The 15,787-nt window shown below is 51.5% G+C and carries 15 protein-coding genes; 12 read left to right on the forward strand and 3 right to left on the reverse strand.

Features of this window, described 5'->3' with window-relative positions; all coding sequences use genetic code 11:
• Positions 1 to 150: 150 nt before the first annotated feature.
• The 10 genes from trpD (at position 151) to NZD86_RS12460 (ending at position 10,649) form a co-directional block, all read left to right on the forward strand.
• Complete coding sequence (gene trpD, locus NZD86_RS12415) at positions 151 to 1,200, forward strand: anthranilate phosphoribosyltransferase (protein WP_268042038.1); 1,050 nt, start codon at positions 151 to 153, stop codon at positions 1,198 to 1,200.
• Positions 1,197 to 2,000: an indole-3-glycerol phosphate synthase TrpC gene (gene trpC / locus NZD86_RS12420; protein WP_268042040.1), complete on the forward strand. Its 804-nt coding sequence runs from the start codon at positions 1,197 to 1,199 to the stop codon at positions 1,998 to 2,000. Before trpD ends, trpC begins: the two co-directional genes overlap by 4 nt.
• The gene (locus NZD86_RS12425; RefSeq protein ID WP_268042042.1) at positions 1,997 to 2,668 is read left to right on the forward strand and encodes a phosphoribosylanthranilate isomerase; all 672 of its coding nucleotides are present in this window, start codon (positions 1,997 to 1,999) and stop codon (positions 2,666 to 2,668) included. The genes trpC and NZD86_RS12425 overlap by 4 nt, the downstream gene beginning before the upstream one ends.
• Entirely contained in the window at positions 2,668 to 3,873 is a 1,206-nt protein-coding gene (gene trpB, locus NZD86_RS12430) for a tryptophan synthase subunit beta (RefSeq protein WP_268042044.1), read from the forward strand. The genes NZD86_RS12425 and trpB overlap by 1 nt, the downstream gene beginning before the upstream one ends.
• On the forward strand, positions 3,870 to 4,664 hold the full coding sequence (gene trpA / locus NZD86_RS12435; RefSeq protein WP_268042046.1) for a tryptophan synthase subunit alpha: 795 nt from the start codon (positions 3,870 to 3,872) through the stop codon (positions 4,662 to 4,664). Before trpB ends, trpA begins: the two co-directional genes overlap by 4 nt.
• An 85-nt stretch (positions 4,665 to 4,749) precedes the next feature.
• A complete protein-coding gene (gene aroF / locus NZD86_RS12440; protein WP_268046864.1) occupies positions 4,750 to 5,781 on the forward strand; it encodes a 3-deoxy-7-phosphoheptulonate synthase in 1,032 nt (343 codons plus the stop codon).
• A 29-nt stretch (positions 5,782 to 5,810) separates the two neighbouring features.
• Positions 5,811 to 6,668, forward strand: a complete 858-nt coding sequence (locus NZD86_RS12445) for a prephenate dehydrogenase (RefSeq protein ID WP_268042048.1) — start codon at positions 5,811 to 5,813, stop codon at positions 6,666 to 6,668.
• A gap of 253 nt (positions 6,669 to 6,921) precedes the next feature.
• Entirely contained in the window at positions 6,922 to 8,547 is a 1,626-nt protein-coding gene (locus NZD86_RS12450) for a DEAD/DEAH box helicase family protein (RefSeq protein WP_268042050.1), read from the forward strand.
• 19 nt (positions 8,548 to 8,566) lie between these two features.
• A complete protein-coding gene (locus NZD86_RS12455; RefSeq protein ID WP_268042052.1) occupies positions 8,567 to 9,910 on the forward strand; it encodes a helicase-associated domain-containing protein in 1,344 nt (447 codons plus the stop codon).
• Positions 9,911 to 10,079: 169 nt separating this feature from the next.
• Positions 10,080 to 10,649 carry a YpiB family protein gene (locus tag NZD86_RS12460; RefSeq protein ID WP_268042054.1) on the forward strand — a complete coding sequence of 190 codons (570 nt, stop codon included), beginning with the start codon at positions 10,080 to 10,082 and terminating at the stop codon, positions 10,647 to 10,649.
• A 147-nt stretch (positions 10,650 to 10,796) separates the two neighbouring features.
• Here NZD86_RS12460 and NZD86_RS12465 read toward each other — a convergent pair whose 3' ends face one another.
• Positions 10,797 to 11,678, reverse strand: a complete 882-nt coding sequence (locus NZD86_RS12465) for a YitT family protein (RefSeq protein WP_268042056.1) — start codon at positions 11,676 to 11,678, stop codon at positions 10,797 to 10,799.
• A gap of 72 nt (positions 11,679 to 11,750) precedes the next feature.
• The gene (locus NZD86_RS12470) at positions 11,751 to 12,803 is read right to left on the reverse strand and encodes a YkvI family membrane protein (RefSeq protein WP_268042058.1); all 1,053 of its coding nucleotides are present in this window, start codon (positions 12,801 to 12,803) and stop codon (positions 11,751 to 11,753) included.
• A gap of 152 nt (positions 12,804 to 12,955) precedes the next feature.
• Here NZD86_RS12470 and NZD86_RS12475 point away from each other — a divergent pair, with 152 nt between their 5' ends.
• A complete protein-coding gene (locus NZD86_RS12475) occupies positions 12,956 to 13,765 on the forward strand; it encodes an undecaprenyl-diphosphate phosphatase (protein ID WP_268042060.1) in 810 nt (269 codons plus the stop codon).
• 228 nt (positions 13,766 to 13,993) lie between these two features.
• Here NZD86_RS12475 and ylbJ read toward each other — a convergent pair whose 3' ends face one another.
• Positions 13,994 to 15,268, reverse strand: coding sequence for a sporulation integral membrane protein YlbJ (gene ylbJ, locus NZD86_RS12480; RefSeq protein WP_268042062.1), 1,275 nt, complete (start codon positions 15,266 to 15,268; stop codon positions 13,994 to 13,996).
• Positions 15,269 to 15,414: 146 nt separating this feature from the next.
• Between ylbJ and NZD86_RS12485 the strand changes: the two genes are divergently transcribed.
• Positions 15,415 to 15,759: a nucleotide pyrophosphohydrolase gene (locus NZD86_RS12485; RefSeq protein WP_268042064.1), complete on the forward strand. Its 345-nt coding sequence runs from the start codon at positions 15,415 to 15,417 to the stop codon at positions 15,757 to 15,759.
• Positions 15,760 to 15,787: the final 28 nt, after the last annotated feature.

Here is a 15,787-nt window from a genome sequence, read left to right on the forward strand (position 1 = left end):
TACCATGATCACATGTAGCGAGCGCTGCATGTGATTTTTAGTTGAGTTAGATGAGTTGAGTGAGAGCTATGCATATTTTTCCTCATTGTCATGCTGGTTCGTCGGCATGTCCGTGTTTGTGCATGGTTCCTGAGAGGAGCTTTTGTTGAGATGAATCGCACTGTAGATCTCGCATTGCGTACGGTCGCCACAGGACACGCTTTGGACGTGGACGTGGCAGAAGAATTTATGAATGAGTTAATGAATGGACGTGTCTCATCCGTTCAAACGGCTGGCCTCATCAGTGCAATGGCGGTCCGGGGCGAGCATCCGTCGGAAATCGCTGGATTCGCTCGTGCGATGCGGCGAAATGCCATGCAGATGACGGCGCCCGCAAATGCCATTGATACGTGTGGTACGGGCGGTGACGGAGCAGACACGTTTAATATTTCCACGACGGTGGCGCTCATCGCTGCTGCGTCGGGGATCCCGGTCGCCAAGCACGGCAATCGTGCAGCGTCCAGTCAAAGTGGCAGCGCGGATGTCTTGCAAGCGCTGGGTGCCCGAATTGACTTGGATGCATCCACGTGTGAGAAACTTCTCGCGCAAACCAACCTCTGCTTTCTGTTTGCTCCCGTCTTTCACCCGGCCATGAAACATGCAGCAACGGCTCGTAAAGAACTCGGTTTCCGCACCATCTTTAACATCCTAGGGCCCCTCACGAATCCGGCAGGCGCTAAGCGGCAGGTGTTAGGTGTATTTCGTGAAAATCTCGTAGAAACCGTGGCCCATGCCCTTGCGGAACTCGGTGTCGATCACGTTCTTGTCGTCCACGGTGCAGGTGGCCTAGACGAATTGTCCATTTCCGGTCCTACTACAGTTGCTGAAGTGAGAGGCAAGCAGGTGGATCTGTTTACCGTTCTTCCGGAAGAAGTCGGCCTACACCGCGCAGATATCTCCGCGGTTCGCGGCGGTGACGCACGGCAAAACGCCGAGATCATCGATGACATTCTCGCTGGCCAGCCCGGTCCCAAACGAGATATCGTTCTACTGAACGCTGCCGCAGCACTGTACGTCGGAGGCCATGTTCGAACCTTGACGGACGGTGTGAAACGAGCCCGTGAGGTCATTGATTCAGGTGCAGCACAGCAAAAGCTACAGGAGTTCGTCCGTGCTAGCCACGAATTTGCTCCGTATTCAGCGGAGGTGATCGGTGGATGAGTTTCTTAGATAACATTTTAGAGACCAAGCGGGCCGAAGTCGCAACATTACAACGTGCCCGCGCGTCTTTCAATACAAGCAAAAAGCGTGATTTTCGCTCATTCAAAGGTGCGCTTTTACAGCGGTCGTCGCTTGGCGTCATTTCTGAGATCAAACGAAAGAGTCCGTCAAAAGGGGTCATTCAATCAGAAATCGATCCCATAGCGCGGGCCAAAGTGTACGAAAGAGCGGGTGCAACGGCTATTTCTGTGTTGACGGATCGGGATTTCTTCGGTGGATCCATGGAAGATCTACGGGAGGTTCGCAAATCCGTAACGATTCCTGTGTTGCGCAAGGACTTCATCATTGACGAAATTCAGATTGACGAAGCGTACGCCGCTGGGGCAGACGTGGTTCTACTCATCGCAGCTGCACTTGCTCCGCGGCGCCTAAGTGAATTATCAGCTTACGCGCAATCTTTGGGATTGGACGTGTTGCTTGAAGTTCACGGCCTTCATGAAGTGGACGCAGCACTCGCCGCTTCGCCAAGTGTGATCGGAATTAACAACCGGAATTTGCACACGTTCGAAGTCGATCTCGGCATCACCGAACAAACCATCGCAGCCCTTCCGAAAAACCAAGTGGTCATCTCAGAGAGTGGAATCTTCGGACGTGACGACGCGCAACGCATGGTCGATGCTGGTGCACACGCGATTCTCGTCGGGGAGTTGCTGATGCGGCACAAGGACCTGGCGAATGTGGCACAATGCCTATCTGACCTGCAAGTTCCGTTCGCGCCCGCGTCAGTGGAAGTTCGATGACGACCCAAGCGCAAGTGAAGATATGCGGATTGCGTCCTGGTGACGATTTGCAATTCACAGCGCACCCGTTCGTCACACACGTCGGCATCATCTTTGTGCCTCCTTCAAAGCGGTATGTCGATCCCGCTGCTGCTCGCACCATTACGTCGAACGTGCATCACTCGTGCCGGACGGTGGGTGTGTTCGCAAACGCCCCGATGGCGGATGTCTTGAAGGTCGTCCGGGAAAGTGGCGTTCGCGTCGCGCAACTGCACGGAGATGAGTCCGTGGCGGATTGCACGGTCCTGCGGGACGCTGGATTAGACGTGTGGAAGGTACTGAAGGTGCCTACGACAGTTACCCAGGGAGCAGATCTCGACCGGCTTACTAGGGAGATTGAATTGTACGCGGATGTGACGAACGGACTGTTGTTGGACGCATCACCACCGACTGGTGCAAAGGTGACGGGTGGGTATGGAAGAACGTTTGACTGGAGTTGTCTCCAACAATTGACCCCCCACTTGGTAGGCATGAATTGGTGGGTCGCGGGCGGCATTGGTCCAGACAACGTGCGAAGCCTGTTAGATTCCTGCCAGCCGACCGGCGTCGATGTATCATCCGGTGTTGAGGTCGACGGAAGAAAAAACACACAACGAATCGTACAATTGCTAGAGGCGGTGAATGGTTGATGAGCGAAACATACTCCTTTCCCGATATAAATGGCCGATTTGGTGAATTTGGCGGACGGTATGTTCCTGAAACGCTGATGTCGGCTTTGATCCAATTGGAGAAAGACTATCTGAGATTGCGTGCTGACGATACATTTCAACAAGAACTGTCGTATTTCTTAACGCAGTATGCTGGGCGTCCTACGCCACTCTATTTCGCGGAACGTCTGACGTCTGCTCTGGGCGGACCTCGGATTTATTTAAAACGGGAAGATCTGAACCACACGGGAGCACACAAGATCAACAATACTATCGGACAGGCCTTGCTTGCTGTTCACACGGGCAAGAAACGCATCATCGCTGAAACAGGCGCGGGACAACACGGCGTGGCATCAGCCACTGTAGCAGCTCGATTCGGTCTTGAATGCACCGTGTTTATGGGCGAAGAAGACATGCGCAGGCAAGCACTCAATGTCTTCCGGATGCGCATGCTCGGGGCAGAGGTGGTTCCGGCCACTTCCGGCACAAGGACACTCAAAGATGCGACGAATGAAGCGATTCGTCACTGGGTGTCGCACGTGGATGACACGTACTACATTATCGGTTCAGTCGTCGGCCCCCACCCGTACCCGAAGATGGTGCGGGATTTCCAACGGATCATCGGAGACGAAACGAAGTCCCAACTGCAGGAGCAACAAGGACGGTTACCAGACGTCATCGTGGCCGCTGTTGGTGGCGGCAGTAATGCCATGGGTATTTTCTATCCATTTGTAAAGGACACCTCTGTTCGCCTGGTTGGTGTCGAGGCCGCTGGACGGGGTATTCACACGGAAGAGCACGCTGCGAGTATCAATCGTGGCCGTCCAGGCGTTTTGCACGGTTCCAAAACGATGTTGCTGCAAGACGACTTCGGACAAGTGACGCCGGCACACTCTATATCTGCCGGATTGGACTACCCTGGTATCGGTCCTGAGCACGCGCACTTGTCGGCGTCCGGGCGAGCAACCTACGTACCTGTCTCAGATGAGGAGGCCTTGGAGGCTTTTTACTATCTCTCAAAAACCGAAGGAATCATTCCGGCGCTGGAGAGTGCACACGCTGTTGCCTACGTCATGAGGGAGGCCAAAAACTTCTCGAAAGATGACCATGTTGTCATTTGTCTTTCAGGTCGCGGCGACAAAGACGTCGAACAAGTTGCCAACTTGAATGGGGGGGATCCAGCGTGAACCGGATCGAACGAACTTTTAAGTCCATTGCAGGGCGTGCTGCCTTGATTCCCTTTGTCGTAGCAGGCGATCCCGACTTTGATTCCTCTCGCAGGCTTATCCAGGGAATTCTGGAGTCGGGAGCAGATATGATTGAAATAGGCTTGCCTTATTCGGATCCCCTGGCCGATGGCCCGGTCATCCAGGCTGGAGCCGTGCGTAGTCTGCAAAGAGGATTTCAACTGCCTGATAGTATGCGTCTCATATCGGATATTCGGGAACAGACGGATAAGCCGCTGATTGCCTTCACGTACGTGAATCCCATCCTGCAATACGGTATTCGTACCTTCTTCGAACAACTGGCCGCATCAGGTGGCGATGGTGTCATTGTCCCCGACGTTCCGCTCGAAGAGGCGCCTGAACTAGCGGATATCGCACGGGAGAATGGAATTTCGTTTATTCCACTGGTCGCCCCAACATCGGGTGACGACCGAGTGCGACAAATATGCACGCAGGCGAGCGGTTTCGTCTATTGTGTCTCTTCGCTTGGTGTCACGGGAGAACGGGCGTCGGTCTCTGCCCATGTCGAGTCCCTGGTGGAGAGCATCAAGCGGTATACGGCAGTCCCGGCTTGCGTTGGTTTCGGTGTCAGTTCGCCTGAGCACGCTCGAGAAATCAGTCGGTATGCAGATGGCGTCATTGTCGGGAGTGCATATGTACGGCGGATCGAAAAAGTGGCTGAGCAGGGTCTGGAGCAGACGTTGGCGGACGTGAGAACATTTACAGCGGAGTTAAAGATCGCCTGCATGTAAATGATTTACTGGTTGGTTCGCACGGAAAACTGTGATAGACTTTTCAGAAAAATAATTGACAAAATGCTTGGAGAGGGAGATTGCCGTGATCGTTGTGATGAAAGAAGGTTCCACAAAAGCCGAAGTTGAACGCGTGATGGATGTGCTCAAGCAGAAGGGACTGGGTGTTCACCTGTCCGAAGGTGCAGAAACCACCATTGTGGGTGTCATTGGTCCCAAAGAGCGTGTTCGAGGATTAGGCATCGAAGGTATGCCTGGTGTTGAAAAACTCGTACCGGTCAGCAACCCATTCAAACTCGCAAGCCGTGCGTTTCACCCAGATAACACGACAGTCAAGGTAGGGGACCACATCATCGGCGGCAGCGAACCGACGATTATGGCTGGTCCGTGTTCGGTCGAGTCGCAAGATGGCCTCTTGGAAATTGCACGCGCGGTCAAAGCAAGTGGTGCACAGATGCTGCGTGGTGGGGCGTTTAAACCGAGATCGTCCCCGTACTCGTTCCAGGGGCTTGGTGAGGAAGGTCTCAAATACTTAGCGGCCGCACGCGAAGAAACCGGGCTTGCCATCGTCTCCGAGATTATGGAGCCGGGGCTTGTCGACATGATTACCAGTTACGTCGATGTTCTGCAAATCGGCGCACGCAACATGCAGAATTTTGCCCTCTTAAAAGCTGTGGGCAAGACCCAAACACCCGTACTTCTCAAACGTGGTTTTGCAAATAGTATCGAAGAATGGCTGATGTCCGCAGAATATATCATGTCCGAAGGCAACCCCAACGTCATTTTATGTGAACGCGGCATTCGCACATTTGAAACATATACTCGCAACACGCTAGACTTAAACGCAGTGCCGGTCGTACAGCATCTGTCACATCTACCCGTTCTTGTCGATCCAAGCCACGGAATTGGTTATGCTCGCTACGTGACAACGATGGCCAGGGCAGGTATTGCCGCCGGGGCTGCGGGTGTCATTGTCGAAGTGCATCCAAAACCGGAAGAGGCGTGGTCTGACGGAGGCCAAACGCTCACGCTGGATCAGTTTTCGGATATGGCGGAGCAGGTACGTCAAACATTCGAGTTAGTTCAGTCCTTCACAAAGCAACACAGTGTGGTGTAATTGTGGATTCCCTCTCATTCCCAAACATCTTGATCATAGGTGCTGGTTTAATGGGCACGTCGCTTGCGCTCGCAATCAAGCGGGCGTGCCCTAGCACCACCGTTGATGCGATGGAAGTAAGCCAGTCTCATCGCAAACAGGCCGCGGAACACGGTTGTTTTTCCCATATATACGAGACATTTTCTGATATTCAAGATCACTATGATGTGACGTTTCTGGCTGTACCTCCTGGCGTAGCCTCTAGGATGTTACCTCGCTTGGCGAACGTGGGTCACTATATTGTCGATCTCTGCAGTATCAAATCCCCGATTTGCGAGGCAGCGGAGTTGGCGCAAATGCAGGACAAATTTGTTCCTTCTCACCCTATGGCGGGGAAGGCAAGTGGTGGTCCTAAAGATGCTGAAGCTGCTTTGTTCGTGGACAGGCCCTGGATTTTTCTTGAATCGTGGAGTACGCCTCAGTCACTCATTCAGTTTGTCGTTTCGCTTGGAGCGCGTCCGACGTTCGTCGCTGATGCGGCGACACACGATGAGTGGATGGCATCAGTGAGCCATGGTATCCACTTGGCATCGTTGTCCGCTATGCTGGCCAGTCACGAACAGGGTGGGGCAGAAGAGGATAGCCGACCTTCCATCGCGGGTCCTGCGTTTTGGGACATCACCAGACTGGCAGCGTCTCCGAGCGAGTTCTGGGTGGACACGCTCATGACAAACAAACCGAATGTACAGCGGTACTTGCTTGCGCTCAAGCGCCAAATTCTCGCCTTCGAACAGGTTCTGGAAGACGGAGACGTACAGGAGCTGGAACGTCTTTTACGCGCTGCGAAAGACGCGAGATCTACATGGGAATCAAGGCGTCATGTCAATGGCGATCGAGATCGCCACTGACTACACGAACTTAACTAGAAGATTTGGTATTGACAGCGTTTCCATGATGAGATATGCTAACTCTCGAAGGGTGTTATGTTCTGATTTCTCTCCACTCCTAGCAGAATCTCCTGTTTGGAATCCGTGAAAGCGGATTCCTCTTTTTTTGTTCAACACGCTGTATACGTTCCCCCAATTTCATGAAAAATACATAGTATGAAACCACTGAATGGGGAGGGTATTGTTGCTTCTCTACCCACAAGGAGAAAACACCTTGTATGTACACGATGTGGATAGTGTGGATAGAACGCCGGCAATTCTCGATCTTCATCAGTTTGCTGAGCGGATACAAGCTATGCCTCCAATTCATGTCTACCAAATAACCAACGAGCGGCTTTGGGGGGCATGCCGAGAAGGTCTCACGGCACTGGATGTCATTCAATGTTTACGAAATCTCGCTGCAGCTCCACTTCCTCTCGCCATGCAAACGTACATTGTCAACACGATGAAACGGTTCGAGTGTCTTGCCTTTGTTCCACATCCGAAAGGGTTGAGACTTGTCGGTGAACCGCAGATTCTACAGGAGATTCAAGCACTCCCCTCCGTGTCCAAGTTTCTGAAGAGAGTGAGATCGGGTGAGGTGATCATTTCTAAGGGCGCCCGATTCTCTGTCAAAATGGCACTCGCTGCAGAGAACTATTCAATCCGTGAGGATGAACGGACTGGAGCAGAGGAGGAGAAACTTCACCTTGACATTTGGCTACGCGAACACGTCACACTCCGTCCGTATCAAGCCCGCGCGGTTGATGCCTTTACCGAACAGGAAACGACGTCCGGTGTCATGGTTCTACCTTGTGGCGCTGGAAAAACTGTGGTCGGTGTGGGCGTCATGACGAGACTAAAGCTCCGAACACTCGTCTTAGTACCGAATGAGGCGGCCGCTGCCCAGTGGTATACACACATCGTTAAATGGACGACATTGAGAGAAGAGGACGTCTGTATCGACGATGGAAAGGGAGATCTTCGTCCAGTGACCATCACGACTTACCAGCGCCTCACAGCCAAAAGGCGATCGGGCGAATATCACCAGTTTCACCGCTACACGGAGAGCGACTGGGGCCTCATCATTTACGATGAAGTTCATTTACTGCCTGCCCCTCTGTTCCGGTTCGCAGCAGATCTCCAAGGCGCCAGGCGACTGGGGCTCAGTGCGACGCTTATCCGCGAGGACGGACGAGCATCTGATGTGTTTTCACTCGTTGGACCAAAGTGTTTTGAAATATATGCAGAAGATCTCGTTCGTGAAGGGTATCTGTCACATGTTCGATGCACGGAAGTCCGTGTTCCGCTTGACGACTTGACACGACAAAAGTACGAACAAGCATCGGTCCGTATGCGTCATCGAATTGCAGCGGACAACAAAGCGAAACTGGACGTCGTGAAAGACATCTGCGCAAAGCATCGTGCGGACCAAATTCTCATTATGGGGCATTATACGGCGTTTTTGGCAATCGTCGCAGATGCGATGAACTGTCCCATGCTCAGTGGGGAAACACCGAGAAACGTGCGCTTAGAGACCTACGAGCGGTTTCGCGCGGGCGAGCTTCCGATCTTAGTACTCTCCCGTATTGCGAACGTAGCAGTTGATTTGCCGAATGCGGACGTGGCCATCCAAATCTCCGGATTGTTTGGATCTAGGCAAGAAGAGGCTCAACGTCTGGGACGATTGTTGCGGCCGAAGGCGCAGGGAGGTCATTTTTACACGTTGGTAAGCGATGGAACCATCGAGGAGAAAACTGCAGCACACCGACAGCGTTTCCTGGTCGAACACGGGTTTGCCTACAATCAATGTACCGCCGCTGACTTCAGCGAAGGGACGAATGAAATTGAAACTCAATGAATGTCTAAATCATGCGTCTGTGAACACATTGCGATCGATTGCCATTCACCAAGACTTGACCTGTTCATTGCATTCCAAAAACGACTTGTATCAATCCATCCTATACAACTTGCAGATTCGGTCAGAGGTTGAGAGGCTGGTCAGGAGTTGGCTCGGTGAGTGGGGAGAGGTTCTGTTACGTATTGGAATGTCTAATCGATCGCAATTTTCATCAGAGGAAATCGAAGCCTTGTTCATGGCAACGGGAATGAATCGGGACGACATCAATCGGGCTTTGGGACAAGGGTGGATGTTTGCTCGACAAGACCGATCCCTGCGGCCTCGTTACGTGATTCCAATGGAAATCCACGAGGCCATTCAAGCCAGTCTGTTTCGTGATTTTACCAGTAAAGTAGTTAACCGGGAGACGGAGCCACTCATTCAACGAGATGAAGTACATGCCCTGGTGAATGATCTGCACACCCTCATTGATTATGTGCTAAACCACGAAGTCCAACTGACGACTGACGGTGCTATGTACAAACGGCATACGCAACAGTTGATGGAGCTATTCGAGGTACCGGAGGACTTAAAGGTTTCTGAATGGCGTTTTGGCTATGGACGGCGCACACATGACTACCCGGACAGACTTGCTTTGCTGTATGATTTTGCTTACCAACACGGTATTCTGGTCGAAAGCACGAACCTAACGCTACAGGTTTCCGAGGCAGGGATGACCTGGCGAGAAAAGTCTCGGCCAGGTCAGTTGCAAAGAATGGTTCACTTCTATCTCAGCCTCTATCGTCGTCCCATTCCGCGCTTGCGGGACATTGTTGAAGTGATTCGCAGAGTCGCGGATCGTTGGGTTTCCAGTTCGTCTGTTCTTGCCGCTTGTGATCTGATGGTCAATTCGTTTTACTATGACACGCAAGAAGATGTATGGAATACCCGCATTGTTAAGATGCTGACCCACTTGGGCGTTCTCAGAACAGGTTTTGATCAAGAATCTGATGATTTATGGTTTCAAATGACGAATCTCGGTCAAGAATTACTAACGCAAGACGAAATGGATTTAGTAGACAAAACAACCAGTCAAGCGTCACTCATCGTCCAACCCAATTTTGAAGTGATGGTCACTGTTCACGACGGCAAAACCGAAGCCGTCCTGTCTCAGTTCGCTGATCTGAAGAGTGCTGGAGCAATTCGCATCTATCGCATTCTCGAGAGGACGGTTGAACGGGGATTCCAAGCAGGTTACGACTTCACTGCCTGGCGTGACATGTTGACCAAATGCAGCCTTGGTCCAATCCCTGGAAATGTGGAACGGACCCTCATTGAATGGCAGGCTGCACATCAGTCGTCGTCGCGTCCTTTAAGTTCCTGATAATCGGCTGAATGGCACGGCGGATCACACAAATTTAGAAAAACGGACGTCTGCAGGAAAACTAAAGTATGTGCCAGAATACAATAAACAAACAATTCGAAAATTTGTTTGTGGCACCGAAGCTCGGCCGTATTATCGGAGACATGGTGAAACAGGGAGGAGAATGGCTATGGGAACCATCGTATCCGTTGCTGAGAAGAAACATTTTCTGCGCTGGTTTCTGGCCAATTACGATTTGCAAAGTCGTGAGGCTGAAATGTTGTTGCGTTACATGATGACTCGTGAAAACGTGTTGCAGCGCGTTCATTTCGTCGATAACTTTCGTCACTTTTCCCGCGTGATTGTCATCTCAACCACTTGTGTTCACGTTGCTCCGTTTCGCTTCTATCGCCGCAATAAGCCGGTCACAACAGACGTTGAACAAGCGTTTATCGATCTTTATCAACATCCCGATGAAGACATATACGTTGGCTTATTCTTCAAGGAGCGTTCAACCTGCCCCGAGTTTGCAGCGGTGCTTGAAGAGCCAGCAAGAACCGAAATGGATCCAGCTGTCCGTGAACTCTTGTCTCTACAAGCAGAATGGGTGATTGATCAAGCACTTCGTGCTCATTGCCGGAAGCAACTGATGAAGGCAGTGGATGAGGCGTTGGATTCAGGGGATAGAACAGCTTTTATTATAGCGAGCAAAAAGCTCATCGAGTTTGACCAGAGTGAGCTAGCGCCACTTGGCATTTAAACACGAAGCCCATCCTCGGACCGTGTCAGAACAGAGGTTCACACGTCAGGCTTTGAGATGGTACCTAGTCCCTAAACCAGGCTCATCTACGTCTTTGGGCGTACGTGCTCATGGCTTGTTCAGGGGCTAGGGGTCCCACCTGGGAATCTAATTTTTGTTCTTTAAAAAACGCCGTTTTAACGGCGAATTGACTGTCACATCGTATGTAAACCCCTCACCGAGCACCTCGTGCACGTTACTGACGGTTACAAACGCTTTTGGATCTACTTCGTGGACAATTCGTTGTACGCGAACAACCTCTTCCCGAGCTACGACACAGTAGACCACTTGGCGTGATTGCCCGGTGTATCCTCCCATTGCCTGTAGCAGTGTCGTCCCGCGTTCCAATTGCTCGTGAATGGCCGCCACAATCGCCGAGTGGTTCTCGGAGATGATCGTCAACGCTTTACCGCTCTGTGCACCTTCGATGACAAAGTCGATAACGCGACTTGAGACGAACAGAGCCACCAACGAATACATCGCTACCTGTTTTCCAATCACAACAATAACCATCAAGATGACGATGAGGTCGATAGAAAACAGTGTTCTTCCCATTCCAACACCACGATAGTGGCGTAGAATACGTGCGATAATGTCTGCTCCACCAGTTGTGCCACCTGTTCGAAAAATGAGTCCAAGACCGATTCCCGTGACAACGCCGGCATAGAGCGCAGCCAGCAATCTGTCTTCGGTCGGAATGTGAATAAATTTCGTCAATTCGCTGAAAACAGACACACCGATTACTCCAACCCCTGTATTTAAGACGAACTGGCGACCGAACATCCGCCACGCAATAAACAGAAGAGGAATATTCAAGATGAAAAACGTTGCACCCACAGGAAGGTGAAACAGATAGAGAAGCAGAACCGAGATGCCGACAAAACCGCCTTCGGCCAAATGGTTCGTTATCAAAAAACCATTAAGGCCAATGGAATAGATGAGACTGCCGGCAAGAATCATGAGCCACTGAACAGGACTCCTATACAACATTTGCAAGCTCCTTCGATATCAATCCGTATGAGACAAATGTTGACCTGTCTCCGTGGCTATTATACGGAGCACTTATGATTGGGGCAATCGACTTCTGTGAAACGCGAGAACCAGAATAAAAAACAGGCTGATCCAGCCAAATGTCGTATATGCATAGGCGACAATAGCTCTGAATCCAAAATGACTGAAAGCACCGGCTAGCAGAAGGGTCACGCCACTGCCTATGAGAAGTTGCTTGCGACTTGCCGCTACCGTCGCGGTCAATGCATAGACATTCCCGACTAACGTTGAGTATATTTCCCCGAATAGGACAGCGATAAAGCACCCCGTTAGCCAAGGCGCAAAGTGACCTGCGATGTATGCCATTGGGATGGCGTACAGCATTGCTTCAGGCATGTATGTGAACAGGGCGAAGGCGACAGCAAGCAGCATTCCACCGAGACCAATCGCACCCAACACCGCACCATGTTTGAGTACTTTGATCTCCCCGATTTGTCCACCCAAGGGAACCAGCACGCCGACAGACAATCCAATGTTCATTGCGGCATAAAGAAGGGCTGAAAGCCATACCGGAAACCCAAATTGATTGGTTGGTCCTGTATGATGCAGCGCTGGCTGAACGGCGTGATGATGATGGAGCAATGTGTGAATGGCCGTGTATAGGACAAACGAGACAAGCATAGGCACGATGACACTGTTGACCTTCATGAGACCGTTCATTCCAAATGCCATGGTTGCAAATGTCGCAATAATTCCAACAAATACACCGATTGTAAATGGCATACTGAGCTGTTCTTTGAACAACTCACCCGTCCCTGCAAGCATGGCGACTGTAACGCCGAACAGCATGATGAGCAAAACGGCATCAATCGTACGCCGAAGACGAGGGCCAAACATATGAGCGTTGAGATCGCGAAACGATGAGGCTTTCAAAACGGCTCCAAGCGCCATAAGTCGATACCCGAGCCATGCGAATAGAACTGTGACAAAGACGATGGACAAATAGGCGACGGGACCGAACCGGACAAAGAACTCGTATACCTCACGCCCGGAGGCAAACCCTGCGCCGACCACTGTACCAATATAGACGCAGGCGACTTGAATACTCATTAATCGCTTCGACATGCAGACCCCCCCATACACGCACGCTTATAGATATGGACAAGAACACAGAATCATGCCAGGTGTTCTGACGATTGGACATGTTCATGCATGCACGCCATATACATCTAGTAGGCATGTCCTGTTCTTTGACAATTTTATAAAGGAGGGTGGATATGACCACGTTGCAGGCCATTATCATGGGAATCGTGCAAGGCGTGACCGAATTTTTACCCATCAGCAGTACAGGCCACGTCGTCCTCGTGGAAAAGTTATGGCATATCCATGTTGAAAGCGACACGCTATTCATTCTACTGCTTCACCTGGGAACATTGGTTGCAGTGCTGTACGCCATGCGCAAAGAGGTCGCTTGGCTCATGTCGCACCCAAAGTCGCGAACGACCTGGATGATTCTCGTAGCATTACTTCCCACGGCAGTCGTTGGGGCAATCTGTGAAGAGTGGTTTGAAAGCTTATTTGACTCGGGAATCACGATTGGCTTCGAGTTTGTCATCACAGGTGTCGTACTTTGGTGGATGGACAGCGTCGCCACTGGGAAGAAGAACGAGTCGACGATGTCCGTATCGGATAGTTTATGGATCGGGACATTCCAAGGAATCGCCATTTTGCCAGCGTTATCGCGGTCTGGGTTAACGATTGCGGCTGGGTTGTGGAGGGGGATGGGCCGGGATGCCGCAACGAGTTTTTCCTTCGTTCTGTCCATTCCAGCCATCTTAGGAGCAACGCTCGTCAAGCTGGATGATATCTTCGAAAACCCGGCCGGAGCGCTGGCCTTGCCCTGGGGTCAAATGTTGGCGGGCACACTGGCTGCTGCCATTGCCGGCTATTTCGCAGTCATCGGTACGCGTTGGTTGGTCAACCGCAGTCGCATGCGAATTTTCGCCCTTTACACATGGGTGTTGGCCGCTTTTGTATTGTATGACCAACTGGTTGGCCACCACTATTTCCCTTCTCTCCTTCCTTAATGGGACAAGGTCGACACTGACAAGGATTTGTGAAACCAGTGTCGACCTTGTTTTGTTTGATCGCCGCGGAAGCTACGATGGCGTGCATAGGTTTAGCGACCAGATTTAATGGTGTAGTGGCTGACCAAGCCCGTGGCCTGCAAAAGAAAAGCAGCCCCTTTTCACGCATCACGACGTGAAGGGGACTGTTCATTGTACTGATATGTGATCCAAGGCGGAGTTTGATCCCTATTTTATGCGAGCATGAAAGCTGATGATGCGCACCCGTCTGAACATACCAAAGATGACTGAAGCGCCAAGCATGGCGCAGATAGCAATAATCCAGAAAGAAAATCCGTACTTCGTGACGTGCCAGAACGAATGGCCGGTCGACGCCGCACCAACAGCAGTGAACGATGTGACGTGGGCAAATGCTTGGGCTGCCGTTTGGCCCATGCCCAAGAACCAGAGTACTACCGTTAAAGCTGCTGCCAACACAGCGTGCAGAAACCGCGCCAGAAAATACGGTTTCATCCGGATGTCCGTCTGTGTTAAAACACTGGCAACCTGCGCGTGGACGGACAGTCCACTCCAGGCGATAATGCCGCTGATGAGTGCAAGCTTTTGCAGCATCGGTGCCGAACCTGCCGCAGCCGCTTGGGCACTGCCGATATCGAGTTCAAGAATACCTGCTAAAGTGGGATTGACCAAGCCTCCATTGATATGGAACAAGTGGTATACCAGCGCAATTGGCCAAGCAACAATGGCCATGATGCCGCTGATGTGGAGGATCTCAATTAGCACCGCAAAGAACACAATAAAACCACAGATCATGAGGATCGTTTGAATCGACTCCGTTACAGAATTGCCGAGCAGCTTGCCAAACGGACGTCCATCCTCGTCTCGAGCTCGAAGTGTTTCTTGGAACGCGCGTTTAATCAGGTTTCCCCGCGGACGCACGTTGTTTCGTGCCTGCAGTTCCGCTAGATGCGTTTTGTCATTTCGTCCCCAGAACTTGAAGAGAACCCCCACCAGAAACGAGGAAATATAGTGTGCGACTGCTAGTAGACCGCCGACCGCTGGTGATTTAAGCATGCCAACTGCGACGGCACCGAACATGAACAGCGGATCGGCTGTGTTTGTAAATGCGAGAAGTCGTTCTCCTTCGATTCGGGTGCATTGGTTTGTCTCCCGGAAGCGTGCCGTGATCACGGCATCCATTGGATATCCGGCAGCAAGGCCCATGGAGAGTGCAAACGCGCCAACACCGGGTACGCTGAACAATGGTCGCATGAGTGGTTCGAGAAGCACGCCAAATCCTCTAACGACACCCAGCCCCAACAAAATTTCCGAGAGCACGAAGAAGGGCAGAAGTGACGGAATAATAACTTCCCAGCACACTTTTAAGCCCGACATACCGGCCTCAAACGCCTGCTTTGGGTAGACCACGAGCGCGATTGTAAAGATGATCGCCATCACGGCCAGCAGCAGGGTAGATAGGTGGCTTTTTTTGCCTCGGCTCAAGCTCATCACTCCTTTTTCACAGCCAGACTGACGATCCGAGCTGGTCCGCGATTGTCCATACATTCATATGTCCAAGCTGAACGTTTATGTTTCGCGTTCACTGTGGGCTATAATGGAGCTACATCGTTTGCGAAGGGGCGTACTGTGTGGACATTCAGGTCTTGCAGAAACGGGTGGACGAGTACATAGGGCAGTTTCAAGAGGGATACTTTCAACCGATGACACTTGTGGTCCGATTGTCTGAGGAACTCGGTGAACTGGCTCGTGAAGTCAATCATCATTATGGAGAAAAACCGAAAAAGAAAGATGAGCCAGAAGGGAACATTGCCCTGGAACTAGGGGATATGCTGTTTGTGATAGCGTGTCTGGCCAATCGACTCGACATTAATCTAACCGACGCGTTTGAGGCGGTTATGCACAAGTTTGAAACGCGAGACAAAGATCGCTGGACCAGGATTCACACTGAACCCGATCCGAACGAGCAGGGTTAGGCCAAGGTACAAACCTCTTTTGTTCCGC

The sequence above is a fragment of the Alicyclobacillus dauci genome (assembly GCF_026651605.1).
GTDB lineage: Bacteria > Bacillota > Bacilli > Alicyclobacillales > Alicyclobacillaceae > Alicyclobacillus > Alicyclobacillus dauci.